Annotated in this window: 25 protein-coding genes and 2 tRNA genes; 18 read left to right on the plus strand and 9 right to left on the minus strand. The window is 61.4% G+C overall.

The genetic code is table 11. The features are described 5' to 3' along the window. Positions 1-16 precede the first annotated feature (16 nt). The 3 genes from AB5Z05_RS20245 to AB5Z05_RS20255 are packed head-to-tail and all read left to right on the plus strand — an operon-like array spanning position 17 to position 3,218. Positions 17-1,417, plus strand: coding sequence for a sensor histidine kinase (locus AB5Z05_RS20245; protein ID WP_368152883.1), 1,401 nt, complete (start codon positions 17-19; stop codon positions 1,415-1,417). A gap of 5 nt (positions 1,418-1,422) precedes the next feature. Next, the gene (locus tag AB5Z05_RS20250) at positions 1,423-1,941 is read left to right on the plus strand and encodes a hypothetical protein (protein WP_040070048.1); all 519 of its coding nucleotides are present in this window, start codon (positions 1,423-1,425) and stop codon (positions 1,939-1,941) included. Then, complete coding sequence (locus AB5Z05_RS20255; protein ID WP_005339807.1) at positions 1,938-3,218, plus strand: sigma 54-interacting transcriptional regulator; 1,281 nt, start codon at positions 1,938-1,940, stop codon at positions 3,216-3,218. Before AB5Z05_RS20250 ends, AB5Z05_RS20255 begins: the two co-directional genes overlap by 4 nt. Position 3,219: 1 nt before the next feature. Here AB5Z05_RS20255 and AB5Z05_RS20260 read toward each other — a convergent pair whose 3' ends face one another. After that, a complete protein-coding gene (locus tag AB5Z05_RS20260) occupies positions 3,220-3,702 on the minus strand; it encodes a DUF1097 domain-containing protein (protein WP_005339809.1) in 483 nt (160 codons plus the stop codon). A gap of 368 nt (positions 3,703-4,070) precedes the next feature. On the opposite strand from AB5Z05_RS20260, the gene msrP reads away from it, so the two are divergent. Together msrP and msrQ are read left to right on the plus strand one after the other, a co-directional pair. Continuing rightward, entirely contained in the window at positions 4,071-5,072 is a 1,002-nt protein-coding gene (gene msrP / locus AB5Z05_RS20265; protein ID WP_368152875.1) for a protein-methionine-sulfoxide reductase catalytic subunit MsrP, read from the plus strand. Beyond that, positions 5,063-5,689, plus strand: a complete 627-nt coding sequence (gene msrQ, locus AB5Z05_RS20270; protein WP_257123919.1) for a protein-methionine-sulfoxide reductase heme-binding subunit MsrQ — start codon at positions 5,063-5,065, stop codon at positions 5,687-5,689. The genes msrP and msrQ overlap by 10 nt, the downstream gene beginning before the upstream one ends. Here the strand turns inward: msrQ and AB5Z05_RS20275 are convergent. Beyond that, positions 5,686-5,934, minus strand: a complete 249-nt coding sequence (locus AB5Z05_RS20275) for a PepSY domain-containing protein (protein WP_013724184.1) — start codon at positions 5,932-5,934, stop codon at positions 5,686-5,688. The genes msrQ and AB5Z05_RS20275 overlap by 4 nt on opposite strands. 63 nt (positions 5,935-5,997) lie before the next feature. Between AB5Z05_RS20275 and AB5Z05_RS20280 the strand changes: the two genes are divergently transcribed. Genes AB5Z05_RS20280 through AB5Z05_RS20295 form a run of 4 tightly spaced genes read left to right on the plus strand, consistent with a single transcriptional unit; the run spans position 5,998 to position 8,863 of the window. Further along, entirely contained in the window at positions 5,998-6,336 is a 339-nt protein-coding gene (locus AB5Z05_RS20280) for a PepSY domain-containing protein (RefSeq protein ID WP_005339825.1), read from the plus strand. A 21-nt stretch (positions 6,337-6,357) separates the two neighbouring features. Continuing rightward, positions 6,358-7,014, plus strand: coding sequence for a response regulator transcription factor (locus AB5Z05_RS20285; protein ID WP_005339826.1), 657 nt, complete (start codon positions 6,358-6,360; stop codon positions 7,012-7,014). Continuing rightward, entirely contained in the window at positions 7,011-8,360 is a 1,350-nt protein-coding gene (locus AB5Z05_RS20290) for a sensor histidine kinase (protein ID WP_368152876.1), read from the plus strand. Before AB5Z05_RS20285 ends, AB5Z05_RS20290 begins: the two co-directional genes overlap by 4 nt. Before the next feature lie 41 nt (positions 8,361-8,401). Next, complete coding sequence (locus AB5Z05_RS20295) at positions 8,402-8,863, plus strand: hypothetical protein (protein ID WP_123173962.1); 462 nt, start codon at positions 8,402-8,404, stop codon at positions 8,861-8,863. Positions 8,864-8,948: 85 nt separating this feature from the next. Here the strand turns inward: AB5Z05_RS20295 and torA are convergent, their stop codons facing one another. Beyond that, positions 8,949-11,429, minus strand: a complete 2,481-nt coding sequence (torA, locus tag AB5Z05_RS20300; RefSeq protein WP_368152877.1) for a trimethylamine-N-oxide reductase TorA — start codon at positions 11,427-11,429, stop codon at positions 8,949-8,951. 21 nt (positions 11,430-11,450) lie between these two features. After that, the gene (locus tag AB5Z05_RS20305) at positions 11,451-12,581 is read right to left on the minus strand and encodes a NapC/NirT family cytochrome c (RefSeq protein WP_368152878.1); all 1,131 of its coding nucleotides are present in this window, start codon (positions 12,579-12,581) and stop codon (positions 11,451-11,453) included. A 276-nt stretch (positions 12,582-12,857) separates the two neighbouring features. Between AB5Z05_RS20305 and AB5Z05_RS20310 the strand changes: the two genes are divergently transcribed. The 3 genes from AB5Z05_RS20310 (at position 12,858) to AB5Z05_RS20320 (ending at position 17,419) form a co-directional block, all read left to right on the plus strand. Further along, a complete protein-coding gene (locus tag AB5Z05_RS20310; RefSeq protein WP_368152879.1) occupies positions 12,858-14,825 on the plus strand; it encodes an ATP-binding protein in 1,968 nt (655 codons plus the stop codon). Positions 14,826-14,880: 55 nt separating this feature from the next. Beyond that, on the plus strand, positions 14,881-15,378 hold the full coding sequence (locus AB5Z05_RS20315; RefSeq protein ID WP_013724182.1) for a response regulator: 498 nt from the start codon (positions 14,881-14,883) through the stop codon (positions 15,376-15,378). Positions 15,379-15,445: 67 nt separating this feature from the next. After that, positions 15,446-17,419 carry a DNA topoisomerase III gene (locus AB5Z05_RS20320; protein ID WP_368152880.1) on the plus strand — a complete coding sequence of 658 codons (1,974 nt, stop codon included), beginning with the start codon at positions 15,446-15,448 and terminating at the stop codon, positions 17,417-17,419. Between the two features lie 40 nt (positions 17,420-17,459). On the opposite strand, the gene AB5Z05_RS20325 is transcribed toward AB5Z05_RS20320, so the two are convergent. Together AB5Z05_RS20325 and AB5Z05_RS20330 are read right to left on the minus strand one after the other, a co-directional pair. Next, positions 17,460-17,900 carry a DUF417 family protein gene (locus tag AB5Z05_RS20325; RefSeq protein WP_005357613.1) on the minus strand — a complete coding sequence of 147 codons (441 nt, stop codon included), beginning with the start codon at positions 17,898-17,900 and terminating at the stop codon, positions 17,460-17,462. 15 nt (positions 17,901-17,915) lie between these two features. After that, complete coding sequence (locus AB5Z05_RS20330; RefSeq protein WP_043823097.1) at positions 17,916-18,449, minus strand: carboxymuconolactone decarboxylase family protein; 534 nt, start codon at positions 18,447-18,449, stop codon at positions 17,916-17,918. Positions 18,450-18,550: 101 nt separating this feature from the next. Between AB5Z05_RS20330 and AB5Z05_RS20335 the strand changes: the two genes are divergently transcribed. Beyond that, positions 18,551-19,381: a cupin domain-containing protein gene (locus tag AB5Z05_RS20335; protein ID WP_368152881.1), complete on the plus strand. Its 831-nt coding sequence runs from the start codon at positions 18,551-18,553 to the stop codon at positions 19,379-19,381. A 41-nt stretch (positions 19,382-19,422) separates the two neighbouring features. On the opposite strand, the gene AB5Z05_RS20340 is transcribed toward AB5Z05_RS20335, so the two are convergent. Together AB5Z05_RS20340 and AB5Z05_RS20345 are read right to left on the minus strand one after the other, a co-directional pair. Next, entirely contained in the window at positions 19,423-20,778 is a 1,356-nt protein-coding gene (locus AB5Z05_RS20340) for a TrkH family potassium uptake protein (protein ID WP_005356363.1), read from the minus strand. Further along, positions 20,775-21,428 carry a TrkA family potassium uptake protein gene (locus AB5Z05_RS20345; RefSeq protein ID WP_005339863.1) on the minus strand — a complete coding sequence of 218 codons (654 nt, stop codon included), beginning with the start codon at positions 21,426-21,428 and terminating at the stop codon, positions 20,775-20,777. The genes AB5Z05_RS20340 and AB5Z05_RS20345 overlap by 4 nt, the downstream gene beginning before the upstream one ends. A gap of 127 nt (positions 21,429-21,555) precedes the next feature. Between AB5Z05_RS20345 and murB the strand changes: the two genes are divergently transcribed. Both murB and birA read left to right on the plus strand, forming a co-directional pair. Further along, entirely contained in the window at positions 21,556-22,593 is a 1,038-nt protein-coding gene (murB, locus tag AB5Z05_RS20350; RefSeq protein WP_368152882.1) for a UDP-N-acetylmuramate dehydrogenase, read from the plus strand. Further along, positions 22,590-23,555 carry a bifunctional biotin--[acetyl-CoA-carboxylase] ligase/biotin operon repressor BirA gene (birA, locus tag AB5Z05_RS20355; RefSeq protein WP_021231448.1) on the plus strand — a complete coding sequence of 322 codons (966 nt, stop codon included), beginning with the start codon at positions 22,590-22,592 and terminating at the stop codon, positions 23,553-23,555. Before murB ends, birA begins: the two co-directional genes overlap by 4 nt. An 80-nt stretch (positions 23,556-23,635) precedes the next feature. Here the strand turns inward: birA and coaA are convergent, their stop codons facing one another. Further along, a complete protein-coding gene (gene coaA, locus AB5Z05_RS20360) occupies positions 23,636-24,574 on the minus strand; it encodes a type I pantothenate kinase (RefSeq protein WP_005339877.1) in 939 nt (312 codons plus the stop codon). Between the two features lie 263 nt (positions 24,575-24,837). Here coaA and AB5Z05_RS20365 point away from each other — a divergent pair. From AB5Z05_RS20365 to tuf, 3 genes are all read left to right on the plus strand, one after another. Continuing rightward, positions 24,838-24,922, plus strand: a tRNA-Tyr gene (locus tag AB5Z05_RS20365). A 38-nt stretch (positions 24,923-24,960) separates the two neighbouring features. Beyond that, positions 24,961-25,035, plus strand: a tRNA-Gly gene (locus AB5Z05_RS20370). Positions 25,036-25,203: 168 nt separating this feature from the next. After that, positions 25,204-26,357: elongation factor Tu (tuf, locus tag AB5Z05_RS20375; RefSeq protein WP_368152835.1), on the plus strand; the 1,154-nt coding region annotated here is incomplete at its 3' end.

Below are 26,357 nucleotides of genomic sequence, written 5' to 3' on the forward strand. Positions count from 1 at the left end.
TGCAAGAGAAGAGATGATGACCAAAGTTCGCCCACGCTCCCTGCTGCAGGTGGTATTGATGGGATTTGTGCTGGTATTGATGCCGCTGGGCGGCATGATCTGGCACAACAGCACCTCCCTTGCCCACCTCAGTCAGCTCACCAGCGACGAGATGGAGCGGGCGGTCAAGGATACCCGCCGCGCTACCCTGCTGACGGCGCAAGCCATCGATATCGAACGCACCTTGCGCCGCTTCGCGGTGCTGGGGGATCGTCGCAGTCTCACCAGCTACCAGCAGCAACTCGATGGTTATCGGGTGTTGTTGGCGGAACACCGCAATTCCATCACCGACGGCCAGCTCTACAGCGGGCTCGATCAGGGGCTGGCCTGGCTCGACAGCCTGCAGGATGCCGCGCTGGCCCGTGCTGCGGTAGCGGGGGACAAGCTGGAGCAGTTCAACGATGCCAACAAGCAGCTCGAAATAGTCACCCGCAGCCGGGTTGACGAACACATGGATCGGGTGCAGCTCACTATTGCTGGACTGACCAGCGAGCTCTGGTGGGTGAGTGGAGCGGTGGCGGCGCTCAGCCTGCTGATGGTCTTTATCTTCACCTACCTCATCATCCACCCGGTACGACAGATTGAGTCGCGCATCTTGAGTCTGGGTGCCGGGGTCGAACCCGATCCCAAGCCGGTTGACGGCCCTGCCGAGCTGGTATTGCTGGGGGAGCGGATCGTCTGGCTGCACGACAAACTCAAGGAGCTGGAGCTGCAGAAATACCAGTTCCTGCGCCATGTATCCCACGAGCTCAAGACCCCGCTGGCGGTGCTGCGGGAAGGGACGGATCTGCTCTGCGAGCAGCTGGTCGGGCCTTTGACGCCGGATCAGCTGGAGATCTGCCAGATGCTCGACGAGAACAGTCGTCGCCTGCAGACCCTGATCGAGCGGCTGCTCGACTTCAACCGGCTCAGTCAGCAGGAGGCCTTCGAACTGGAGCCCGTCCCCCTGCTGCCGATGTTGTCGGAACTTTCTGCCGAGTACCGGCTGGCATTGGAGTCCAAGCAGATCCGTGTACACTTGCCGACCGTGCCGGTTACCCTGTGGGCGGAGCCCTACCGGCTACGACTGATCCTCGATAACCTCTTCTCCAACGCCGTCAGTTACGGCGCCAGCGGGGGCAATATCTGGATCAGGGCAGGGCAGTATGAACAGATAAGCTGGCTGGAAGTGGCCAACGAGGGGCCCAAGATCCCCGTGGCCGATCAGCAACGTATTTTTGAACCCTTCGAGCAGGGCAGCACTGTGCGGCAAGGTCTCTTGAAAGGCTCGGGCATGGGCCTCTCCATCGCCCGCGAGTCTGCCAACAGCCTGGGGGGGGAACTGGTTCTGGTAGAGGATGAACAGGCGGATGTCTGTTTCAGGTTGACGTTGAAATGAGGACTATGAAGATACAACGCGTATTTCCAGCTCTGATGGCAGGGCTGCTCGCGGGTTGCTCCTTGCTGCCGCAACAGGCACAGCGGGAGTCCTCCGATATCGCTTTTGCCAAGCGGATGGAGTTTGCCAACAAGGAGATGCAGGTGCGTCTGCAATACTCCGACTGGCTGCTGGCCAGTCACCCCCAGCAACGGGTGCAGGAGCGTCAGCGTCTGAAAGGGGCCGACGATCTGGAGAGCCGGGTCAGTCTGGCCATGGTGGACTCCCACCCCGCCGAATCGGTGGCCAATCGCACCGCCGGTCTGGCGCGCCTGAAGCAGATGCTGCCCGAACTGGGTCTCGATGCGCAGGCATTTTTACGCAGCTGGATCGCCCTCGGCGAACAGCTGCTGGCTCGCGACAGCCGTCGCGATGACCAGAGTCAGGAGATCCAGCGGCTGCGCCGCCAGATCGAGCAGCTGACCGCTATCGACGACCAGCTCAACCAGCGCAAGCTGAACGAGAATCGTGAGGTAATACCATGAGCCGGATCCTGTTGGTGGATGACGACGTCAGCCTGCTCAAACTGATGAGCATGCGGCTGCGCAGTCAGGGTTATGAAGTGGATACCGCCGACAGTGCGGAAGGGGCTCTCGACCGGTTGCGTCAGCAACGGGCCGATCTGGTGCTGAGCGATCTGCGGATGGCCGGCATGGACGGTCTGGCGCTGTTCGAGCGGATCCAGGCCCAGTGGCTGGGTTTGCCGGTGATCATCATGACCGCCCACGGCACCATCCCGGACGCCATTCAGGCGACCCGCTCCGGGGTCTTCAGCTTTCTGACCAAACCCATCAACAAGGATGAGCTGTTCGCCACCATCGAACATGCGCTGAGTTTGACCCGGCCGAAACAGCAGCAGGAGTGGCAGTCGCTGATCCTGACCCGCAATCCCCAGCTGGAACAGCTGCTGATCCAGGCCCATAGCATTGCGACCATGGAGGTGCCGGTGCTGATCATGGGGCCGTCAGGCTCCGGCAAGGGGGCGATGGCGCAGGCGCTGCATCAGGCCAGCCAGCGGCGCGACAAGCCGCTCCATACCATCAACTGTGCCGCCATTCCGTGGGCGTCACTCGACTTGCAGCTGTTTGGTGAAGATGGCCAGTCAGGGTTGTTCGAGCAGGCCAAGGGGGCGACCCTGTTTCTCGACGAGATTGGCAGCCTCTCCGAATCCCTGCAGGCCAAGCTGCTGCAGGTGATGGAGGAGTATGGTCAGGGCACGCCGGAGGTGCGGGTGCTCAGCTCCAGCCATCAGGATCTGGTCAAGGCGATGGAGGAGGGGCGCTTTCGGGAAGATCTCTTCTACCGTCTCAACGTCGCCAATATCACCTTGCCGTCTCTCAGTGCCCGCAGCGAGGATATCCCCCTGCTGGCCCGCCAGGCGCTCGATGATTACCGTAGCCGCCACAGCGATTGCGCCGCCATGGGTTTTTCGCCCGAGTCGCTGGCGATGCTGGCGGCCGCTGCCTGGCCCGGCAACGTGCGCCAGCTCTGCAACGTGGTGGAGCAGCTCGCCAGCCTCTGTTGCAGCCCGGTGATTGGGGTCTCCATGGTGGAGTCCGCCCTGAGTGGCGGCGGCGGCGGCATCCCCTCGTTCAACGAGGCGCGGGCCGAATTCGAGAAGGAGTATCTGATCCGTTTGCTGCGCACCACCGAGGGCAACGTGACCCTGGCGGCCAACATGGCGGGCAGAAACCGTACCGATTTCTACAAGTTATTGAATCGGCACGGCATTGAAGCAGCAAACTTCAAATCGAAGGGATAAATCAGGCGGGATCAACTACCGCCGGAGCGGCATCGGCTTTTTGAGTTTTATGGGAGAGCCAGAGGCCGCTCGCCTTCATCAGGTAACCGAACAAGGCGCCAATGATGAGGGAGGGCAGGATCAGCCGCCACTCGCCAGCCGCCCCGAAGGTGGCACAGCAACCGGCAAAGGTGCCGGGAATGTAGCCGAGCCACTGCTGCTTGGCCTGTACGCACATCAGGGTGGCGACCACCCCCGTCATCACATAACCCGCCACACCCGCTCCCCACAGACTGTCGCCATGGATCAGCAGCAGTGCCCACAGCATGCCGCTGGTGTTGCAGAAGATGGTCTGCAGCAGCGCCTTGTAGCCGCCGCTTGACGCGAAATAGCTGGTGCAGCCGAGAAAGCCGACCCAGGAGATAAGGCCGAACGCGACGGCAATCCAGCCCCAAACGGCGGAGAGAATTCCAGTAGTGATGGCGATGGCGATCAGTGGGCTCATGGGGCGACTCTTCAGTTGGCTTCGCAAAATGGGCAGCCTACCCCCGGCAATCGGTGCGGCAAGCGGGGGCCGAATTGTGTGTGATCTTCATCACCCTTTTCAACTCAGGAATACGCTTGCGCTCGCGAAAAAAATTCATTGGTGACCGGCCTGACAGTCGGCCATAGTTAGAGGCCCTGTCCTGCTCATGGAGTGAGTCTGATGGCGCCAAATGTGATCGTTCCCCTGCTGGTGTTCGTAGTCCTGTTTCTGGTCGGCACCATGGCCAAGGCACTGCCCCTGCACCACATGATGTAAATTTGTGTGAAATAAAAATCTGCCGGGGCGGGTCTTATCCATACTGCCTCACTCAGCCCCGGGAGTTTTTCATGTTGATCAAGCGTCGTACCGCCCACCCCCTCACCGAACAGGATGTCACCCCGGAAGCCGTTTATCAGGACCGCCGCCTTATTCTCAAGGGGCTGGGTCTGGGCGCGGCTACTCTGGCGTTTCCCACTCAGGCCGGAGTGCTCGACCTGCTGCGCGGCAAAGAGGATGCTCCCCAATTAGCCACCAAACCGCTCAACAGCAAGCCTGCGGAGCGCCCGGCCAGTCTGGTGCTAACGCCGGAAGAGAAGGCCACCAGTTACAACAACTTCTATGAGCTTGGCACCGACAAGTCCGACCCGGCTCGCAACGGCCATTACCTCAAACCCGAACCCTGGACCCTCAAGGTGGAGGGGGAGGTGGCCAAGCCCTTTACCCTCGATGTGTGGGATCTCATCAACAAGAGCGAGCTGGAGGAGCGGATCTACCGGCTGCGCTGCGTCGAAGCCTGGTCCATGGTGCTGCCCTGGAACGGCATCTCGCTGGCGGAGATCATCCGCCGTGCCGAGCCCAACAGTCGTGCCAAGTTTGTCGCCTTCGAAACCCTGTTTGATCCGAAACAGCTGCCGGGGCAGGCTTCCAGTCTGGGGGGCGGTATAGAGTATCCCTACGTCGAAGGGCTGCGTATCGACGAGGCGATGCACCCTCTCTCTTTCCTTGCGATGGGGCTCTACGGCAAGACCCTGCCCGCCCAGAATGGCGCGCCGATCCGGCTGGTAGTGCCGTGGAAGTACGGCTTCAAGAGCATCAAGAGCATCGTCTCGATCCGGCTGGTGGAGGAGATGCCGCCGACCACCTGGAATCTGCTGGCTCCCAATGAATATGGCTTCTACGCCAACGTCAACCCGCAGGTGGATCACCCGCGCTGGAGTCAGGCCAGCGAGCGCTTTATCGGCGAGGGCGGGGGGTTTGGAGCCAAGCGTCAGCCGACCCTGATGTTCAACGGCTATGGTGACGAAGTCGCCTCGCTCTATCAGGGGATGGATCTGCGCCAATGGTACTGAGATTGAAACAGGCCCATATCAGCGGCTTGCGGGCGCTGGTGCATCTGTGCTCCCTCGGCTTCCTGCTCTGGCTGGTTTTTGCCATTCCGGCAGGTCTGCTGGGGGGGGATCCGGTGCCAGAGCTTATCCACTACCTCGGCAAGGGGGCGCTCAACCTGCTGCTGCTCACCCTGCTGGTGTCGCCGCTGGCCAAGCGCTGGCGGCAGGGGCAGCTTATCAAGCTGCGCCGCCCCCTCGGGCTCTGGTGTTTTGCCTGGGCGCTGCTCCACTTCATGGCGTGGCTGGGGCTGGATCTGCAGTTTGACTGGGGGCTGATTGGCGGTGAGCTGGTCAAGCGCAGCTATATCGTGGTGGGGATGGTTGCGTTGTTGCTGCTTGCCGCCCTCAGCATCACTTCGCTGCCCGCATTGCAGCGTCGCATGGGCGCCGCATGGCAGAAGCTGCACAACTGGGTCTATGCCATCGCCCTGCTGGTGCCGGTGCACTACTGGTGGTCGCTCAAGAGCGGTTGGGGGGAGCCTCTCATCTACCTGCTGCTGGCCTGCGCCCTGCTCTGGCCGAGGCGGGAGAAACTGCTGCGCCCCATGCGGGGGCGCTGGAATGCAAAAGAGGCCTAATCGGCCTCTTGTTGTTTGATCTCGCCGGTGTAGGCATCGACGATGAGATGCACCTTCTGATCCTGGCGATTGAGGGTTTTGACCTCGAATTTGTCCCCTTCCAGCTCCACTTCCCGAATGTCGTGATACCCTTGCGCCAGCAGGAGTTTGACCAGCCCGGCCATGTCGAGACGGCTCTGGGCCGCCCAGCTTGTGGCACTTAACAGGCAAAGGATCAGCAGGAAACTGCGCGGGATCATATTCATTCCGGATTCATGGCTGGCAGACTATAAACGCCATTATGTTAGGTTTTTGGAGATGAATCATCCATGAATAGAGCGCTCCCTCTGCTTGGGTTATTGCTGCCGTTGCTGGCACAGGCGGTCACGCCTGATGAAGCCATGCTGCAGCAAGCTGTCCATGAGGGACGGGTTCGGCCCTTCCATGAAATGATGGAGGTGGCGGCCAGATTGCCGGTGCGGGTGTTGCGGGTAGATCTGGGGGAAGAGGATGGTATCTGGCTCTATGAACTGCGAGTCATCGATCGGGAAAACAGCGTGATCAAGGTAGCCTATCGGGCTGACAACCTTGAGCTGGTGTGGGCCAAGGGCCACCATCTGGAGCGGCTGTTCGAACCGCCAAAGCCCCCGGTCGAGGATGATGAATAACCCCTGTGTGGAAGCCTGTTCATGCGAATTCTGATTGTTGAAGACGAAAAAATTCTGGCTGGCCAGCTGGCCGAACAGCTGCGCCTCTCCGGCTTTGTCACCGACCTCTGCCACGATGGCAACGAGGCCGGTTTTCTCGGCGAGACCGAACCTTACGATGCCATCATTCTCGACCTCGGCCTGCCGGGGCGCGATGGCCTGAGCGTGCTGAAAGAGTGGCGCAGCAAGGGGATCGATACCCCGGTGCTGGTGCTGACCGCCCGTGGCCAGCTGCACGAGAAGATCGAGGGGCTCAACGCCGGTGCCGATGACTACCTCACCAAGCCGTTCCAGGTGGCCGAGCTGGTGGCGCGAGTCCATGCGCTGGTGCGCCGGGCGGCAGGCAACGCCAGCTCCATTCTGGAGATTGGTGGGGTGCGGCTCGACATGGCGGCATCGCAGGTGTGGTACGAAGGGACCCCCATCAAGCTGACTGCCCACGAGTTCCGGGTGCTGGGTTACCTGATGCAGCATCGGGGCAAGGTGGTGTCGCGCAGCGAGCTGATCGACCACATCTATGCTCAGGATTTTGACCGTGACTCCAATACCGTGGAGGTGTTCATCGGCCGGATCCGCAAGAAAACCAACCCCGATCTGATTGAAACAGTGCGCGGCCTCGGGTACCGGATCAACGAATGAGGCTGGTCAGAACCCTGCGGGGGCGACTGGTCGCCATCGCGCTGGTGTGGTGCGGGCTGTTTCTGTTCGCCACCGGTTTCAGCTTGCAGACCATGATGCGCAACTACTGGCAGGAGGCGGAGGCCGACGGCCTTCGCCTGCAGCTTTATGATCTGCTCTCCCGGCTGGAAGTGGCCAAAACTGGCCTGCCAGTGGTCACCGGCTCCCTCTCTGATCCCCGCTTCAATCAACCCTACTCCGGCTACTACTGGCAGCTGGAGCTGAGCCGCGATGTGGTGGGGCGCTCCCGTTCCCTGTGGGATACCAACCTGAAGAGCGATGGCCTCAAGTCGGCGTTTGGCGATCCTGACCTCTTCGTCGGCAAGGGGCCCAACAAGGAGCCCCTGCTGATCATGACCCGTACCGTGCTGCTACCCGGTTCTGATCGGGTCTTCACTCTGGTGATGGCCAAGGACAGCAGCGCCCTGACCCAGACCCTCAACAAGACCCGGATCAGCCTGTTCCTCGGTCTCGGCTTTGCAGCCGCCGGTCTGGTGCTCGGCTTCATGTTCCAGATCGTCTACGGCTTGCGGCCGCTGCACCTGCTGCGCCGCGAACTGGGGCGGGTTCACGAGGGTCATCAGGAGGGATTCCGGCTGCGCTATCCGCTGGAGATCCAGCCGCTGGTGGAGGATATCAACCGGCTGCTGCACCACTACGGCGAGCTGCTGCAGCGGGCGCGATCCCACACCGGCAATCTGGCCCACGCCCTCAAGACGCCGCTCAGCATCATGCGCAATCAGGTGGCCCAGTTGCCGCCGGAGGATCAGGCCGCCATCGGCGAGCAGCTCGACCAGATCCAGCGCCATATCGACTACCACCTCGGCAAGGCGCGGGTGACCGGCGCCGCCAAGATCCTCGGGGTCTCGACCCCGGTGCGGGCGCGGGTGGAGTATATCTGCCGCGCCTTCTCCCGCCTCTATCCGGGCAAAACGGTGGATCTGCAGGTGCCCGCCAATCTGGCGGTCGGGGTGGAGGAGCAGGACTTCGACGAGATGGTGGGCAACCTGTTGGAGAACGCCTTCAAGTGGTCAGCCAGCGAGCTGCGCATCTCCAGCGCCGAGCTGGGTGGCTGGATCACCTTACGTATCGAGGATGACGGCCCCGGCATGAGCGAAGATCAGATCGCCAAGGCGGTGCTGCGCGGGGTGCGTCTCGACGAGAAGGTGCCGGGCTCGGGCCTGGGTCTCAACATCGTCTCCGATCTGGCGGAAGCCTATCGGGGCAGTTTCATCATGGGCCGCGCCGAACTGGGCGGTCTGGCCGCCTCCCTCTCGTTGCCCAAGGTGGCAAGAGTCGAGAGCTAGGCATAACATATGGCATTTGTTTTAGCCTGAGGAAGAGAAGCATGACCGACGATCCGTGGGCACTGTGTCACCTTGACGATTCGTTTGATGCCTCTGTGCTGGGGGTCAAGGGCGCCCAGATCCAGTGGTTTGAAGACAGGGATGGCCTGATCGCGTTCCTTCTGGAAGATTTTGTCGACTTGCTGGCCGATGTGGGCGAGCTGGACGAGGAGCAGACCGAGCAGGCGCGCGAGCGCTTCACCCTGCTGGTGGAGCAGAGCTTCGACGATCGCACCCTGATGGATGCCATCAACGATCTCGCCTCCGGCCTGCGCCGCATCGCCTGGTTGGGGCCGCTCTCGGAGCTGGCCGAGATCAGCGACGACTTTGCCTCCGGCCTGCGCCGCTATTTCTGGAGCCAGTACGACGGGGACGAAGATGACCCGGACGCCTGGGTGCCGGAAGAGCTGTGGCCACAACTGGTGGAGTGCGCGCAGGAGTATATGGAGGAAGGGGAGTTCTAAACCCGTCCCGACCATGCCTGCGCTTTGGCAGACAGATAAAGAAACGGCGCCTTGATGGCGCCGTTTTTATTGGGTGGCAATCGCCTTAGCCGTTGGCCGGTACCGCATGGGCGGTGTTGGCCAGTACCGGGCCTGTGTACTTCTCGATCTGCAGCTGGGCCATGTGGCCGCAGTTGCCCTGCGCCAGGCTGGACGAGCCCTCGTCGAAGGTGAGGCAGTTGACGTTGCCGTTCTTGCAGATGCTACCCGCTTCGCCCGGCTTGGCCGGGTCGTACCAGGCCCCTTCGCAGATCCGCACCACGCCTTGGCGCACATCTTCGGAGAGCAGGGCGCCCACCAGGATCTGGCCGCGCTCGTTGAAGGCGCGCACCAGATCCCCCTGGGCGATGCCACGGGCCTTGGCATCTAGCGGATGGATCATGATCGCCTCGCGGTCGGCGATGGCGAACTTGTCCCGCAGCGGGGTGTTGTCGAGCTGGGAGTGCAGACGCTGGGTCGGGTGGGAGGTGTTGAGCGACAGCGGATAGCGCGCCGCCACCTCGCTCTTCACCCACTCCTTGGGTTCATACCACTTGGGATGGCCGGCGCAGTCGGCGTAACCCATCCCGGCTACCGTGTTGGAGAAGATCTCGATCTTGCCGGACGGGGTACCGAGCGGGTTGAGCAGCGGGTTCTCGCGAAAATCGGCGTGACGGATCCACTGGCGGTTGGCCTCGGGGATCGGGAAGCGGATGTAGTTGTTGGACTCCCAGAACATGTTGAACGGCGGCAGCGCCACGCGGGCACCACGGGCCTGCGCCGCCATGCCGTCGTACATCTGCTTGAGCCACAGCATCTCGTCCTTCCCTTCGGTGTACTGCTCCTGCACGCCCAGCTTGGCGGCGATGGCGCTGAAGATGTCGAAGTCGTTGCGGGCTTCAAACTGGGGCGGTACGCACTGGTGCATCGGGAACACATAGCGCTGGGAGTAGTCGCCACCCATCTCCAGATCATTGCGCTCGTAGCTGGTGGTGACCGGCAGCACGATATCGGCGTGCTTGGCGGTGGCGGTCCAGTAAGGCTCGTGGACGATCACGGTCTGCGGCTTGCGCCACGCCTGCAGCAGGTTGTTGGTGTCCTGATGGTGGTGGAAGGGGTTGCCGCCCGCCACGTAGACCAGCTTGATGTCCGGATAGGTCACCTTGCGGCCGTTGAAGTCGATGGTCTTGCCCGGGTTGGCGAGACAGTCGGCGATGCGGGCCACCGGGATCGGAGCCGGGCTGTTCTTAGGTGCGTTGCCGGCGGAGATGCCCGCTAGAATGCCACCCTTGGCGGTGGGGCTGCCACCGGAGGAGTAGTGGTAGCTGAAGCCGTAGCCGCCGCCCGGCAGGCCGATCTGGCCCAGCATGGAGGCTAGGGTCACCAGCATCCAGTTGGGCTGTTCACCGTGCTGCTGACGCTGCATGCCCCAACCGGCCATGATCATGGTGCGCTTGGCGGCCATGTCGAGGGCCAGCTGGCGAATCACCTTGGCATCGACGCCGCAGACAGTGCTCGCCCACTCGGCGCTCTTCGGCTGACCATCATCCTTGCCGAGCAGATAGGCGAGGAACTTGTCGAAGCCGACGGTGTAGCGATCGAGGAAGGCCTGATCGTGCTTCTTCTCGCTGTAGAGGGTGTGGGCCACACCCAGCATCATGGCCACGTCGGTGTAGGCGTTCGGCGCAATCCACTCGGCGCCGACCAGCTTGGCAGTCTCGTTGTAGACCGGATCGATGCTGATGACGCGGGTGCCTTTCTCTTTCAGCGCCTTGAAGCCAGCCTGACCTTCGTGATCCGGCATGTTCCAGCTGTTCTTCAGGGTGACCTGAGCATTGACCCCCCACAGCACCACCAGTTCGGCGTTCTCCACCACGTTGGGCCAGGCGGTCTGCTGCTCGTACACCTCGATGGAGCCCATCACGTGGGACATGATCACCTGAGCCGCGCCGGTGGAGTAGTCACCGGCATAACCGGTGAAGCCGCCGGAGAGGTTCATCAGGCGGTGCAGCAGGGTGCGGCTGTTGTGGAACATGCCGACACTCTTCCAGCCGTAGGAACCTGCGTGGATCGCCTGCGGGCCGAAATCAGACTGGACGCGCTGGATCTCGCCGGCCACCAGTTCGATGGCTTTCTCCCAGCTCACCCGCACCCACTCGTCGGCGCCACGCAGTTCGGGTTTGGCGCCCGGGCCGTGCTCCAGCCAGCTCTTGCGTACCATGGGGTACTTGATGCGGTTCTTGGCGTGCACCTGAAACGGCGCCATGTCGATAAGATCGTTCGGCGCCGGATCATCGGCCACCGGCTGGACGCGCACCATGCGGCCATCTTCGACGATCGCCTCGAAGGCACCCCAGTGGGCGCCGGTCAGAATGCCCTTCTGGGCGGGCACCAGAGTCGGGAACTGGCTCAATGCGGTGCTGATGGCTTGCGCCAGCGCACTTTTCGGGAAAATACCGCCGAGCAGGGGCAGGGCGGCGCAGGCACCGAGCCCCTTGAGCAGGTTGCGGCGGGAGAGATTGGTCTTCTTGTCGTTAAAACGGGTCATTGGGATTCTCCTCTACCAGCCTCAGTGGGCCGCGCTCATGTCGCTGGCGTGTTTCTGGACATACTGGGTCAGCATGCGTGCCTGTTCCGGGGTGAGGGAGGTACGAGACTCCATCCCCTTGATGACGCCGATCCACTGGTTGGCGTTGAAGTGATCCAGCGCGGTGAGGCCGTGGCAACCGGTGCAGTTGTTGGACATCAGGGTGGAGGCGTACTGCCACAGCTTGCCCTGATCGCCGATGAGCTGGCTCTGGTCGACCCAGGCGGTCAGCTTGACCTGATGCCAGGTGAGGTTGGTGGCGCTGTCGGTTTCGCTCTGGCCGGTGACCAGCGCTTTCTTGGCGGCATCGCCGACCAGTACGTTGAGGATCCGCTTGCCCGGTGCGGCGTAGAACACTTCGCTCACACCATCCTGTTGCCAGCCTTCGATCTGCACCTTGGCGCGGCCGTTTTCGTTGGCCAGCACTTCCACCTTGGTGGAGGGCATCAGGGTGCCCTCGTCGGTCTTGGCGGCGGCATCGAGGAACAGCGGGGTGGTGGCGATGGCGTAACGGGTGGTGACGTTGGCCGGGGTCTGGGCCGCAGCCTGCGCCAGCTCGCTGGCACCGGCGGCAGCCAGGCCGCTCATGTCAGGCATGATGTGGGCGACACCACGGTGGCAGTCGATACAGGTCTGGCCTTCCTTGATGGCGACCGGGTGCTCGGCACGGGCATTGGGGCGCTGGGCCAGAATGTCCATCGCCTCGTAGCTGTGGCAGCTGCGGCAGGTCGCGGAGTCGTTGGCTTTCAGCTCGTCCCAGACGGATTGGGCCATCCGCAGCTTGTGGGCTTCATACTTTTCCGGGGTATCCAGCGTGCCGATCGCCTCGTGATAGATATCCTTCACGGCGCGGATCTTGGTCCACAAGTAGGAGGTGGGGTCGCCCGGGATGTGGCAGTCGGCGCACTCGGCGCGGATTCCCTTGGTGTTCTGGAAGTGGACACTGCCCTGATACTCGGCGAGCGGAGTCTGCATGGAGTGGCAGGAGACGCAGAATTCGGTGGAACTGGTCTTGTGCAGCACGGTCACGGTGACACCCAGTGCCGCGACACCCAGCAGGGCCCCGAGCAGCAGGAGCCAGAACCAGGTTTTTCTTATCAGTTTTCCAATCATGGCGGCGTTTTCCTACGGTCAATAATTACCTACATAGTACTAGTCCAATAGTAGTAGTAATGACAGGGATAAGGCGTTGACCTCCATCATGGTTTATATTTTTGATTGTTGTCACATTTTGTCTTTTGTTTTGTTATTGACATAATTATCGAATTAAATTCAATTGTTTTCTGTTTTATCTATTTGTGCACTTTCCGCGACAGCTGTTAGCCCCCTCGCAAAACCCCACAAGATTCGCTGATATAGTGAGCAGTGAGCCTCAACGGAGTGTCGCTGATGAGCCCTTTCTCACTGCTGTGTGTCGCCGCCAACGTGCAACTGCTGGCCGAATTCGAACAGGAGTTGGCTCCGCTGCTCGGCCATTTCGCGCTGGTGGTGGTGGTCGGTCAGGGATCGGCTGAGCTGGCCTTGGACGAGTTGGATCGCAAGGGGCAGCCACCCGCCGTGGTGGTGTGTGACAGCGAGCTGGGGGATGGGCGAGGGGCCGATTTTCTGATCCGCCTCGGCAGCCGTCACGAGGCGTGCCGCAAGATCCTGCTGGGCAGCCAGCCGGAGATGAAATCGATCATCGAGGCAGTGAACCTCGGTCGTCTCGACTACTACCTGCAACGCCCCTGGCGTGATGGCAGCCTGCGCCGGGCGGTGATCGAGCAGGCGAGCCACTTTGTATTGCAGCGTCCCGAGGCGGACCTGCTGAGCTATGCTGCCGTGCTCGACAACCAGAAGCTGCTGCGAGCCCACGTCGATCGCCAGTTGGCAGCCTATCGGCAGGGCTTTATGGATTACACCCACTGCAGCGATGAAGAACTCTCCCGGGTGGTGATCGACGGCCTCTACCAGTTTTTCGAGGGCAATGACGAGGAGCGGGTCTGCCGCCACTACAGTCCGGGCCATGTGCTGACCCGCGAGGGGGAGCCCAACAGCTTCCTCTGGTTTATCGCCAAGGGGGAGGTGGTGCTGCGCAAGCGGGACGAGCAGGGGATCGATCAGGAGGTAGTGCACTACCGTACCGGCTCGCTGGTGGGGGGCATGTCATTTGTGACTGGAGAACCCGCCTTCACCACCGGCGTGACTCTGACCGGTGCCGAGGTGATCAAGCTCGACAAGCTGCAATTCTCCCGGGTGATGCAGGCGCGCAGCGAACTGCTCCCCTCCTTTACCAACCTGCTGCTGCGCCACTTCAATCGCCGCCTGCAAAACAGCATCCGCACCGAGATGCGGCTGCAACAGACCCTCAACTCCCTCGATGCCGCTCACGCCCAGCTGGTGGAGAGCGAAAAGATGGCGATGCTGGGTCAGCTGGTGGCCGGTGTCGCCCACGAGCTGAACAACCCGGTGGCGGCCATTATCCGTGGCAGCGAGACCCTGCGGGCCGCCATCCCCGATCTGGTCAATCTCGAGCTGCCAGCACCCATCAAAGGGCTGGGCAACCAGACCCTCTGTCAGGCGCTCTCCTCACAGCCGGTCTCGACCAGCGAGATCCGTGACAAGACCCGGCAGGCTGAGGGGCGCTTTGGTGATCGCCAGCAGGCGCGGCTGGCGGTACAGATGAATCTGGATGACGAGCTGAACTGGCAACGCTGGTTTGCCAGCCGCACTGCCGACGAGCGGGAGGCGCTGCTCTCCCGGCTGGAGCTGTTCCAGCAGACCGGCAGCTTCCTGCGCAATATCGAGGTGTGCGCCCGTCGCATCGGCGATCTGGTCAAGAGCCTCAAGCAGTATGCGCGGCAGGATCGGGCCGAGCCCTCGCTGGTAGACCTGCACGAGGGGCTGGAAGATACCCTGATGATTTTCGAAAACCGCCTAAAGCATCTTGAGCTCTGCAAGGAGTACCAGCCGTTGCCGCTGGTGCGCTGCCACCCCATCGCCCTGCAACAGGTGTGGACCAACCTGATCGCCAACAGTCTGGATGCCATGAGCGGCCCGGGGCGACTCACCATCCGCACCGGGTTGCTGGATCCCGAGTGGGTCATGGTAGAGATCGAGGATAGCGGTTGCGGCATCGAGCCCGAACTGTGGCAGCGGATCTTCGATCTCAACTTCACTACCAAGCGGGAGGGACATTTCGGCCTCGGGATTGGTCTGAGCGTTTCGTTGCAGATCGTGCAGCAGCATCACGGCCGGATCGAGGTGGCCTCCGAACCGGGCCGTTACACCCGGATGCGGGTCTGTCTGCCGCTGGACGGCATGGGGCAGGCCGGTTACGGGGGCGAACCTCATCACAACAAGGAGCATGCGGCCTGAGCCGTCGCCAGCATCAATCGCGCGGCGTGCCAAACCATGTCGCCAAGGAGGAGCAATGAACAAACACTATCTGATCCTGTGTGTGGACGATGAGCGGGAGGTGCTGGATGCGGTGATCCACGATCTCGCCCCGTTCCGTTCCCACTTCGAGCTGGAGGCGGCCGAGAGCGTCGATGAGGCGCGTGCGGTGGTGGAGGAGTGGGAGAGCGACGGCAACAAGCTGGCGCTGATCCTCTGTGACCACATCATGCCGGGAACCCTGGGGGTCGATTTTCTGGTGGAGCTGAACCGGCGTGCCACTACCCGCGCCAGTCGCAAATTGCTGCTGACCGGACAAGCGGGGCTGGAGGCCACCGTCGAGGCGGTCAATCGTGGCGGGTTGCACTACTACCTTGCCAAGCCGTGGAAGCTGGAGACCCTGCAAGAGGCGGTGCGCGAACAGCTGACCGACTACCTGCTGGCTGAAGATGGCGAAAATGCCTTCCACTATGCGCCGCTGCTCAATCAGGCGCGGCTGTTTGCCGCCATCCACGATCACCCGTTCGACGAGTAGGGGCAGTTGGGCTTTCGCGGTGGCAGTTGTATACTGTCTGCATATACAGTATTGCAGGTAGCCACCGATGCGACTCTTTATCGCCGAGAAGCCCACGCTGGGCCGTGCCATTGCCGATGCCCTGCCCAAGCCCCACAAGAAGGGCGACGGTTTTATCGAAACAGCCCTGGGGGATGTGGTAACTTGGTGCATCGGCCATCTGCTGGAGCAGGCCGAGCCCGATGCCTATGACGCCGCCTTCAAGCAGTGGCGGATGGAGCATCTCCCCATCATCCCCGCCCAGTGGCAGCTGGTGGCCAAGCCCAAGACCAAAACCCAGCTCACCGTCATCAAGCGGCTGATCAAGCAGGCGGACTGCGTGGTCAACGCCGGTGACCCGGATCGGGAAGGGCAGTTGCTGGTGGATGAGGTGATCGACTTTCTCGGCTACCCGAAAACCAAGCCGGTGCAGCGCTGCCTCATCAGCGATCTCAACCCGCCTGCGGTGCGCCGTGCCCTCGACAAGCTCAGGGACAACAAGGAGTTCGTGCCGCTGGCGGTTTCCGCACTGGCCCGCAGTCGGGCCGACTGGCTCTACGGCATCAACATGACCCGCGCCTATACCCTGCTCGGGCGCAAGGCCGGTTGCAGCGAGCTGCTCTCGGTTGGCCGGGTGCAGACCCCGCTGCTGGGGCTGGTGGTGCGGCGGGATCTCGAGATCGAGGCCTTCGTCCCCAAACCCTTCTACGAGGTGCTGGCCCATCTGCTGACCGAGGGCAACGAGCGCTTCACCGCCAAGTGGCTGCCATCAGAAGCCTGTCTGCCGTGGCAGGACGAGGAGGGGCGGGTGCTCAACCGGGCGCTGGCCGACAAGGTGGTTAGCCGGATCAACGGCCAGCCCGCACAGGTTGAATCGGTGGAAGAGCAGGCCCGCAAGCAGGCGGCGCCGCTGCCCTATAATCTCTCCAGCCTGCAGATCGATGCCGCCAAGCGCTTCGGCATGGATGCCAAGCGGGTGCTCGACATCTGCCAGAGCCTCTACGAGCGTCACAAGCTCATCACCTACCCGCGCTCCGACAGCCGCTATCTGCCGACCGACCATTTTAAGCGGGCCGAGCAGGTGCGCGGTGCCATCGCCGCTACTGCGCCTGCGCTGGCCAAGGCAGTTGCCGAGGCAGACGGCAAGATCTGCAGCAAGGCGTGGAACGACAGCAAGGTGGATGCCCACCACGCCATTATCCCCACCGAGAAGCAGGGCAACCCCGGTACGCTGGGGGCCGACGAGGCGAAGCTCTATGGCCTGATTGCCCGCCAGTATTTGCTGCAGTTCTATCCCCCGTTCGAATACAACGACAGCAAGGTGCTGCTGCGCATCGCTGGTGGCCTGTTTCAGGCCAAGGCGCGGCGCATTCTCAAGGCGGGCTGGAAGGCGCTGCTCGGGGTGGAGGAGGATGACGACGAAGAGAAGGCGGGCACGCTGCCTGCCCTGAAAGAGGGAGAGCAACTGCTGTGCGAGCGGGGCGAACTGTTGGAGAAGCTGACCCAGCCGCCCAAGTCGTTCACCGATGCCACCCTGCTGGCGGCCATGACCGGCATCGCCCGCTATGTGCAGGATCCCGAGATCCGCAAGACCCTGCGCGACACCGATGGTCTCGGCACAGAAGCGACCCGTGCCGGTATCATCGACCTGCTGTTCAAGCGCCGCTTTCTGGTGCGTCAGGGCAAGAGCATCAAGGCGACCCCGACCGGGCGGGCGCTGGTACAGGCGCTGCCTGCGACGGCCACCACGCCGGATATGACTGCGCTGTGGGAGCAGAGCCTAGGCCAGATCGCCGAGCGTCACGGCAGCTACCAGCAGTTTATGGGGCCGCTCACCGAGCAGCTCAACGGCCTGATCGAGGGGGCGCGGCAGGACTCCGGCGCCAGCTTCAGCGCCCTGCCCAAGGAGGCGCCGGGTGCCGGCAAGCGGCGTTTTACCAGGCGCAAGAGTCCGGCGGCCAGCACGACTGGCGGGCCCCGACCGCGCAAGACGGCCAGCAAGCGCCAGACCAGGGCGGCATAACGAAAAAAGGCGCCCATCCCGGGCGCCAAAGGCATTGTTGTCAGGCTGCCTGAGTGGACAAGCTGGCACGGATCCTGTGCTGGTAGTGCAGAACCACACCGAGAAACACCAGATCCTTGAACAGGAAGAACTCGGTGACTGGCACGCCGTCAACCATCTTCCAGACACCTGTCAGGGTCAGCAGGAAGCTCAGCGTCGCCAGGAAGGTGACGATAGCCCCCATGCTGCACCAGTAACCGATGCGAGGTTGCCACAGACCCACGACCAGTCCGATGGCGATCACTATCTCGACCACCCCGATCAGGTTCGATACGCTCTGTTCCGACAGGGGGCCATAGAGCCAGCTCATCAAGGGGTGGCTGGCTACCAGTGGTTTGATGGCGGCTGCCTCTGTCGGGGTAAACTTGAAGACGCCGATCCAGAGCAGGGTCAATACCACGCCCGCCAGGGCGACCAGAAAGCCTTTGTCATGTTGCTGCATGGGGGGGCTCCTTGTTTAAGGGGTCAGAGTGACGGGCGGGAAGTCGATCTCGGTCGCCGCCAGGTGGTTGCCATAGTTGGTCAGGGTATTGACCACCACCTGGCCGAGCACCTCCAGCAGCAGCTCGTCATCTACGCCTGCGGCACGGGCGCTAGCAAGCTGCTCGTCACTGATCACTCCGCGCTGGTTGACCAGTGCCGTGGCCAGTTGCAGCAGGGCGTGATCAAGGGGAGCCGAGGCTTGGCCGAGTCGGGCTGCCCGGATCTCCTGGGCCGAGAATCCGGCCTTTCCCGCCAGTAGTGTGTGGGCAGACAAACAGTATTGGCAGGCGTTGGCTTGACCTATGGCCAGTGCCAGCAACTCCCGTTGTGGGGCCGTGAGACGCCCCTTGCCAAGCGCCTCGGCAAAGGCCAGGAAGCCATTGAGCAGGGCTGGCGAGTGGGCCAGGGTGGCGTAGAGGTTGGGCACCATACCCAGATTGCGTTGCAGGGTGGCCAGGGTCTGGGCGGCTGCGGGTTGCGGTTGGGATACGGGTTGGATACGGCTCATGATCTTCTCCTGTGGTATTGAAGGTACGGGAGACAGTGTGCCGTCATTCGTGATACGGTTTATCACTCATCGTCTGCAAATAAATACTATTCGTCTCAAATATGGATCCGCTCTCTGCCCTGTTGGTTCATGCCTCCCCCGAAGCCAAGATCTTCTTCGCTGGCAACCTGTGCCAGAACTCCTCCAGTGATGATTATCCGAGCGGCGGACATCTTCATCTGCTGCGCAGCGGCGCCGTCATGCTGCGTGAAGAGGGGGGCGCCAGCTTGCTGCTCGAGGAGCCGACTCTGATCCTGTTCCCCCGGGGACGTCCCCACAAGCTTGAACCCAGAACGCTGGGGGGTTGTGATTTGGTGTGCGCCAATGTCGCATTCGGCAAGGGGGTAGCATCGCCGTTGCAACTGGCATTACCAGACTCCCTGGTGCTGCCGCTAAGGGAGTTGCCTGCCCTGACGCCGGTGCTGAACCAGCTGTTTGACGAGGCGTTTCACCCCCGCTACGGGCAGGATCCGCTGATCTCCCGCTTGCTGGAGGTACTGTTGATCCTGCTGCTGCGTCATCTGGTCGAGCAAGGAGTGTGTCAGCAGGGGATGCTGGCAGGTATTTCCGATCCCCAGTTGGCCAAGGCGATCTCGGTGATGCATCAGCGTGGGGATGAACCCTGGACGGTGGCCACGCTGGCGCGGGAGGCCGGCATGTCGCGGGCCCGCTTTGCCGCGAGGTTTCAGGAGCGGGTTGGTCAAGCGCCGCTGGGTTATCTGACCCACTGGCGCATGGCCAGAGCCTGCCAGCAACTGCTGGCGGGGGAGCCCATGGTACAGGTGGCGCTGGGGGCGGGGTACAGCAGCAGTGTCGCCTTTGGTCGGGCATTCGAGCGGGAGCTGGGGGTGAGCCCGGGGCGCTGGCTCAAGGCGCAGCAACAAGCCGAATAAAAAAACGGGGCAGCCAATGGCTGCCCCGTGTTCATGGCTGGTCAGCCGGTATAGACGTTCTCTTCCGGATAACGGATGCGGGTCTCGACCGGGCGGGCCAGCATAAAGGCCAGGGTCAGGGGGCCGAGACGGCCGCAGATCATCACCAGCACCAGGATCAGCTTGCCCGGCTCGCTCAGGGAGGCGGTGATGCCGGTGGAGAGGCCGACGGTAGCAAATGCCGAGATGGTCTCGAACATGATTTTGTCGAACGGCAGATCCTCGGTCACCATCAGCAGGAACATCGCCAGCATCAGCACCATGGTGCTGACGATGATGATGGCCAGCGATCGGGTCACGATCTGGGGCGACAAGGTGCGGCCAAAAGCGGTGACATGGGGTCGTTTGGTCAGAAACGCCTTGGTCGCCAGCAGCACAACCGCGAAAGTGGTGACTTTGATACCACCACCGGTGGAGGTTGCACCGGCACCGATAAACATCAGCATCATCAGGAACAGCAACGCCGCCGGGGTCATCAGCCCGATATCTATGGTATTGAAACCGGCGGTACGGGCACTGGCAGACTGGAAAAAGGCCGCCAGCAGCTGGCCACCGATACCTGCCTTGCCGAGGGTGCCCGGGTTGTTGTGTTCCAGCAGCCAGAACATCAGGGTACCGGCCAGCAGCAGCGCCGGGGTCATCAGCAGCATCAACTTGCTGTGCAGCTTCAGCTTTCGCCAGCGGCGGTTGCGCACCAGATCGACGATGACGGTAAAGCCGATCCCCCCGAGGATCAGCAGACCGGCGATGGTCAGGCTGATGATGGGGTCGTCCCTATAGTCCATCAGGTTGTTGGCAAAGAGCGAAAACCCGGCGTTGTTGAAGGCCGAGACCGCGTGGAAGAAGCTGACATAGAGGCCGTGCACCCACCCCATCTCGGGCACCCAGCGGATCGCCATGATGCCGGTGCCGATCAGCTGGGCAATAAAGGCGAACAGCACGATCCGTTTGACCAGCTGGATGATGTTGACCGAGCCTTCCTGTCCCAGCGCCTCCTTGGCCAGCACCTGTTGGCGCAGACCGACCCGCTTGCTGAAGATGGCGATCAGCAGCAGGGTCATGGTCATCTGGCCCAGACCGCCGATCTCCATCAGCATCAACAGGAAAATCTGCCCCTGCAGGGTGAAGGCGGTGCCTGTATCCACCACGCCAAGACCTGTCACGCTGATGGCCGAGGTGGCGGTAAAAAGGGCGTTGACGAAGGTAACCTCGCCATTGTGGCTGGAGGGTTGCACCAGAAAGATGGTGCCAATCAGCAGAATGATCAGAAAGCTGCCGAGGATCAGCCGGGCTTCGCTCCAGCGAGAGTCCTGCTCCCGATGGAGGGCGAAGGCGTAGCTGCTGCGCCAGTTTATCATAGGGTTTCGAGCCAGTGGTCGATGGCGTGCTTGTTGCCCGCCAGGATCAGGATGTCGCCCAGTTGCAGCTCCATCTTGCCGGTCAGCACGTTGTGCAGCACATCACCACGCTTGATGGCGAGCAGCTGGAAATCGCTCTGTTGCAGCAGGTGGAAGTCGCCCAGTTCCCGGCCGTTCTGTTGCAGGCCGATCACGAACTCGGTCAGCACCATGTCGTGGCCCAGCTCCAGATAGTCGAACAGCCGGTTGTCCAGCATGCTCTGGGCGACCCGGCGGCCCATGTCCCACTCCGGGTTGATCACCTTGTCGGCGCCCACTTTCTGCAGGATCTTGGCGTGGAACTTGTCGCGCGCCTTGACCCACACCTTCTTCACGCCCGCCTCTTTCAAGACGAGGGTGGTGAGGATGCTGGTCTCCAGGTTGTCACCGATGGCAACGAAGACGATATCGAAATTGGCCAGTCCCAGCTCGGCCACGGTGGCCTCATCGGTGGCATCCGCCACGATGACGTGATTGCAGAGGGCGGCGATTTGCCGGGTCTTGCTCTCGTCGATATCGATGGCCAGTACTTCGGCATCTTGCCTTTGCAGCTCTTCGCACAGCGCGCTGCCAAACAGGCCCAGGCCGATGACGGCAAACTGGTTGTTCATGAGTTGTTCCTCAGCAGTTGAAGTCGCCTACTCTAAACCACTGCTATTCCCCCGAAAAGGGCTCGGGTTTTTCGTCATGGGGTAACTTGAGGTAGACTGCGCCCTTGCACCAAGCCGGGATAGACCGATGAAACTGAATGCCAACGCCTCCTTGTTGAAGCTCAACACCCTTGCCCTCGATGCGTACTGCCTCTGGCTGGCCGAGGTGGAGCAGGTTGCCGATCTGGCGACCCTGCGTGCCGATCCACAGCTCAACCAGCTGCCTCGCCTCAATCTGGGCGGCGGCAGCAACATGCTCTTCACCACCGATTTTCTCGGTCTGGTGGTGCTCAACCGGCTCAAGGGAATTACCGCTGAAGATGGTGGCGATCACTGGTTGCTCCATGTGGCGGCCGGTGAAGATTGGCATCAGCTGGTGCGCCATACCTTGCAACAGGGCTGGTTCGGGCTGGAGAATCTGGCGCTCATTCCCGGCACGGTCGGTGCGGCGCCGGTGCAGAACATCGGTGCCTATGGCGTTGAGCTGGCCGACTTCTGCGCCTATGTTGAGGCGTTCAACTGGCAGAGTGGCGAGATTGAACGGATCGCGGCGGCAGAGTGCCGCTTCGGTTATCGCGACAGTATCTTCAAACACGAGCATCAGGATTCCCACCTGATCACTGCTGTCGGGCTCAAACTGCCCAAGGCGTGGCAACCTGTGCTGGGCTATGGCCCGCTGGCAGCCCTCGGTGATGCGCCTTCGGCGCAGGCCATCTTCGATACCGTCTGTGCCACCCGCATGGCCAAACTGCCGGATCCTGCGGTGCTCGGCAATGCGGGCAGCTTCTTCAAGAATCCGGTGGTGCCTGCCGCGCTGGCGGAGAATCTCAAGGCGCGCTACCCACAGATGCCCTGCTATCCGGCCGGAGAAGGGCAGGCCAAGCTGGCGGCAGGCTGGCTCATCGATCAGTGTGGTCTGAAAGGTTTCGCCATCGGCCGCGCCGCTGTTCATCAGGAGCAGGCGCTGGTGCTGGTCAATCTGGGGGGCGCCAGTGCCATGGAGCTGATCGCGCTGGCGGCCCATGTCCGCGACAGCGTGGAGCAGACGTTTGGCGTGGTGCTGGAGCACGAGGTGCGATTTATGGGGGCGCACGGTGAAACTTGGCTCGATGAGGTGCTCTCATGACGTTGACTCCCATCAGACAGACCCTGATCACCCTGCTCAGTGACGGCCAGTTTCACTCCGGCGAACAGCTGGGCGAGCAGCTCGGCATCAGCCGGGCGGCGGTGAGCAAACACATGGCGGCGCTCAAGGAGCTTGGGCTGGATCTCTTTAGCCTGACCGGCAAGGGTTACCGGCTGGCGGTGCCGATGGCGCTCTATGATCAGGCTACCTTGCAGGCACTGGCCCCGATGGCGCCGGTGCACTGTTTTCCGGTCATTGGCTCGACCAACCAACACCTGCTGGATCGGGTTAATGAGCTGCGCTCCGGCGAGAGCTGTCTGGCCGAGTGTCAGACAGCCGGGCGCGGTCGTCGTGGCAAACCCTGGATTTCGCCGTTCGGTTGCCAGCTGATCCTCAGCATGTACTGGCGACTCGAACAAGGCATGGCGGCGGCCATGGGGCTCAGTCTGGCGGTCGGCGTGGCAGTGGTTGAAGCGCTGGAGTCCCTTGGTTATCAGGGGGTCGAGCTCAAGTGGCCGAATGACCTCTACTATCAGGGCCGCAAGCTGGCGGGCATTCTGGTAGAGATGAGTGGTAGCGCCGGGGCCAGCTGTCATCTGGTGATCGGCATCGGTCTCAATCTGGCGATGCCTGCCCGCGAAGGTGAGAAGATCGATCAGGCCTGGGCCGAGTTGCGCCACATCAATCCCGAGCTGGTCGATCGCAATCAGTTGGCGGCCCGGATGATCGTCCATCTGCAGCGGGCGCTGCACACCTTTGAGCAACAGGGGTTGGCAAGCTTTGTAGATGAGTGGAACCGGCTCGATCACTTTGCCGGTCGCCCGGTGCGCTTGCTGATGGGTGATCAGGAGATCCGCGGCATCGCCCGTGGCATCGACGATCGCGGCGCCCTGCGACTGGAGACAGGTGAAGGGATCAAATTCTATCTGGGGGGCGAGCTCTCCCTGCGCCGGGGCGACTGAGGGTCAGCAAGGCCGCTCATGATGCCAAATAGAAGAGGGGGCCTGCGGGCCCCCTCTTCGTTATCCGGCAACTGTAGTCATCATTTGCGCAGCTTGATCTGTTCGATGGCGTGCTCATGGCCCTTGGTCATGATCAGGTTGGCACGCTCACGCGTTGGCAGGATATTTTCTTGCAAATTCAGATAGTTGATATCTTGCCAGATGTTGCTGGCGATCTGGGTCGCCTCACTCTCCGCCAGCTTGGCGTAGTTATGGAAGTAGGAGTCGGGATCCGAGAAGGCGCCGCTGCGGAATTTCAGGAAGCGTTCGATATACCAGGTGCGCAGCAGTTCGGCATCGGCATCCACATAGATGGAGAAGTCGACGAAGTCCGACACGAAGACCCGATGGGGCTCCTGAGGGTAATCCATGCCGCTTTGCAGCACATTGAGCCCTTCCAGGATCAGGATGTCCGGCTGCTCCACCACCTTCTTCTCATCGGGAATGATGTCGTAGATAAGGTGGGAGTAAACCGGCGCTTCGACCTTCTCGTGACCGGCGCGGATATTGGCGACAAATTCCACCAGATGGCGGATATCGTAGGATTCCGGGAACCCCTTGCGACGCATCAGGCCGCGCTCTTCCAGTACCTTGTTGGGATAGAGGAAGCCGTCGGTGGTGACCAGCTCCACCCGCGGATGTTCCGGCCAGCGCTCCAGCAGGGCCTGCAGAATACGGGCCGTGGTACTTTTGCCCCCCGCCACGCTGCCGGCAATGCTGATGATATAGGTGCCCTTGCCGCGGGACTGGCCGAGGAACTGCTCCAGCACCCGGCTGCGACGCTGTTTGGCTTTGACATAGAGATTGAGCAGGCGGGAGAGAGGCAGATAGATCTCTTCCACTTCCCGCAATGACACCTTCTCGTTGATCCCGCGCAGGGTCTGCAGATCGTGTTCGGTCAGGGTCAGGGGGACCGAATCGCGCAATAACGCCCATTGTTCGCGGGTGAATTGCAGATAGGGGTTATGCTCTGTCGTCATGGTGTCATCACTGTTTCTTGGGCACGGCGACCATACACCAAGGGTGGGGGAGCGACAAGGGACGCAGCAGGATTGGCTTGTTTGCCCCCGCTTTTTTGCAAACTTCCCAGCAATAAAGCATATTTTGCCGGGTTCAATGGTTGCATCCCCCAAAACCTTACAATAAAATGCGCGACGCTTGACTGTCTGTCGTCTATTTGCCGTGCAAAAGCGATAAACACAACGGGTGCAAGCAGAATTACCGTTGTGACAATCTGGCGTCTGGAGGGGTTCCCGAGCGGCCAAAGGGATCAGACTGTAAATCTGACGGCTCTGCCTTCGAAGGTTCGAATCCTTCTCCCTCCACCATATTTCTCTGCGGTTTGAGTTCTTTGGGTTAGAGAAATGCGGGCATCGTATAATGGCTATTACCTCAGCCTTCCAAGCTGATGATGCGGGTTCGATTCCCGCTGCCCGCTCCAAGATGCTGATATGGCTCAGGCGTTAGCAGAGCCGCACCCTAGGGTGAGTTCGGCAAGCGAACCAGCCATCAGTACCTCTCTCTTTCCCACCAGATTCAAATCCATCATATAAACTGTTCTGTGGTTAGCTTGCCACCGCGTACTCAGCGTTAGTTTAGAGGGACGATCATGTCTAAAGAAAAATTTGAGCGTAATAAACCGCACGTTAACGTGGGTACCATCGGCCACGTTGACCACGGTAAAACCACCCTGACTGCAGCTATCACCAACGTGCTGGCCAAGCACTTCGGTGGTAAAGCTTTCGCCTTCGACCAGATCGACAAGGCACCGGAAGAGCGTGAGCGTGGTATCACCATCAACACCTCCCACGTAGAATACGACACCGCTACCCGTCACTACGCCCACGTAGATTGCCCGGGTCACGCCGACTACGTTAAAAACATGATCACCGGTGCTGCCCAGATGGACGGCGCGATCCTGGTAGTAGCAGCGACTGACGGCCCGATGCCGCAGACTCGTGAGCACATCCTGCTGGGTCGTCAGGTTGGTATCCCGTACATGATCGTGTTCATGAACAAGTGTGACATGGTTGATGACGAAGAGCTGCTCGAACTGGTAGAGATGGAAGTTCGTGAACTGCTGACCGAGTACGACTTCCCGGGTGATGACCTGCCGGTAGTTCGTGGTTCCGCACTGAAAGCGCTGGAAGGCGACGCTCAGTGGGAAGAGAAGATCATCGAGCTGGCTGGCCACCTGGATACCTATATCCCGGAGCCGGAGCGCGCGATTGACCAGCCGTTCCTGATGCCTATCGAAGACGTATTCTCTATCGCTGGCCGTGGTACCGTAGTTACCGGTCGTGTAGAGCGCGGTATCGTTAAAGTAGGTGAGACTGTAGAAATCGTTGGTATCAAAGATACCGTTTCTACCACCTGTACCGGTGTTGAAATGTTCCGCAAGCTGCTGGACGAAGGTCGTGCAGGTGAGAACATCGGCGCGCTGCTGCGTGGTGTTAAGCGTGAAGACGTAGAGCGTGGTCAGGTACTGGCCAAGCCGGGTTCTATCAAGCCGCACACCAAGTTCGAATCTGAAGTGTACGTACTGTCCAAAGAAGAAGGTGGTCGTCATACCCCGTTCTTCAAAGGCTACCGTCCGCAGTTCTACTTCCGTACTACCGACGTGACCGGTACCATCGAACTGCCGGAAGGCGTAGAGATGGTAATGCCGGGCGACAACATCAAAATGGTTGTTACCCTGATTGCTCCGATCGCGATGGACGACGGCCTGCGTTTCGCTATCCGTGAAGGTGGCCGTACCGTAGG

This window comes from Aeromonas sp. R2-4 (assembly GCF_040908365.1).
Taxonomy (GTDB): domain Bacteria; phylum Pseudomonadota; class Gammaproteobacteria; order Enterobacterales; family Aeromonadaceae; genus Aeromonas; species Aeromonas veronii.

Coding starts and splice junctions, on each gene's coding strand:
- coaA (WP_005339877.1), bottom strand. CDS start 24,574: ATGACGACAGAGCATAACCCCTATCTGCAATTCACCCGCGAACAATGG.
- murB (WP_368152882.1), top strand. CDS start 21,556: ATGAAACTGAATGCCAACGCCTCCTTGTTGAAGCTCAACACCCTTGCC.
- torA (WP_368152877.1), bottom strand. CDS start 11,429: ATGACCCGTTTTAACGACAAGAAGACCAATCTCTCCCGCCGCAACCTG.
- AB5Z05_RS20340 (WP_005356363.1), bottom strand. CDS start 20,778: ATGATAAACTGGCGCAGCAGCTACGCCTTCGCCCTCCATCGGGAGCAG.
- AB5Z05_RS20320 (WP_368152880.1), top strand. CDS start 15,446: ATGCGACTCTTTATCGCCGAGAAGCCCACGCTGGGCCGTGCCATTGCC.
- msrP (WP_368152875.1), top strand. CDS start 4,071: ATGTTGATCAAGCGTCGTACCGCCCACCCCCTCACCGAACAGGATGTC.
- AB5Z05_RS20290 (WP_368152876.1), top strand. CDS start 7,011: ATGAGGCTGGTCAGAACCCTGCGGGGGCGACTGGTCGCCATCGCGCTG.
- AB5Z05_RS20315 (WP_013724182.1), top strand. CDS start 14,881: ATGAACAAACACTATCTGATCCTGTGTGTGGACGATGAGCGGGAGGTG.
- AB5Z05_RS20310 (WP_368152879.1), top strand. CDS start 12,858: ATGAGCCCTTTCTCACTGCTGTGTGTCGCCGCCAACGTGCAACTGCTG.
- AB5Z05_RS20330 (WP_043823097.1), bottom strand. CDS start 18,449: ATGAGCCGTATCCAACCCGTATCCCAACCGCAACCCGCAGCCGCCCAG.
- AB5Z05_RS20295 (WP_123173962.1), top strand. CDS start 8,402: ATGACCGACGATCCGTGGGCACTGTGTCACCTTGACGATTCGTTTGAT.
- AB5Z05_RS20335 (WP_368152881.1), top strand. CDS start 18,551: ATGGATCCGCTCTCTGCCCTGTTGGTTCATGCCTCCCCCGAAGCCAAG.
- AB5Z05_RS20250 (WP_040070048.1), top strand. CDS start 1,423: ATGAAGATACAACGCGTATTTCCAGCTCTGATGGCAGGGCTGCTCGCG.
- AB5Z05_RS20345 (WP_005339863.1), bottom strand. CDS start 21,428: ATGAACAACCAGTTTGCCGTCATCGGCCTGGGCCTGTTTGGCAGCGCG.
- AB5Z05_RS20245 (WP_368152883.1), top strand. CDS start 17: ATGACCAAAGTTCGCCCACGCTCCCTGCTGCAGGTGGTATTGATGGGA.
- birA (WP_021231448.1), top strand. CDS start 22,590: ATGACGTTGACTCCCATCAGACAGACCCTGATCACCCTGCTCAGTGAC.
- AB5Z05_RS20285 (WP_005339826.1), top strand. CDS start 6,358: ATGCGAATTCTGATTGTTGAAGACGAAAAAATTCTGGCTGGCCAGCTG.
- AB5Z05_RS20305 (WP_368152878.1), bottom strand. CDS start 12,581: ATGATTGGAAAACTGATAAGAAAAACCTGGTTCTGGCTCCTGCTGCTC.
- AB5Z05_RS20260 (WP_005339809.1), bottom strand. CDS start 3,702: ATGAGCCCACTGATCGCCATCGCCATCACTACTGGAATTCTCTCCGCC.
- AB5Z05_RS20325 (WP_005357613.1), bottom strand. CDS start 17,900: ATGCAGCAACATGACAAAGGCTTTCTGGTCGCCCTGGCGGGCGTGGTA.
- AB5Z05_RS20255 (WP_005339807.1), top strand. CDS start 1,938: ATGAGCCGGATCCTGTTGGTGGATGACGACGTCAGCCTGCTCAAACTG.
- AB5Z05_RS20275 (WP_013724184.1), bottom strand. CDS start 5,934: ATGAATATGATCCCGCGCAGTTTCCTGCTGATCCTTTGCCTGTTAAGT.
- AB5Z05_RS20280 (WP_005339825.1), top strand. CDS start 5,998: ATGAATAGAGCGCTCCCTCTGCTTGGGTTATTGCTGCCGTTGCTGGCA.
- msrQ (WP_257123919.1), top strand. CDS start 5,063: ATGGTACTGAGATTGAAACAGGCCCATATCAGCGGCTTGCGGGCGCTG.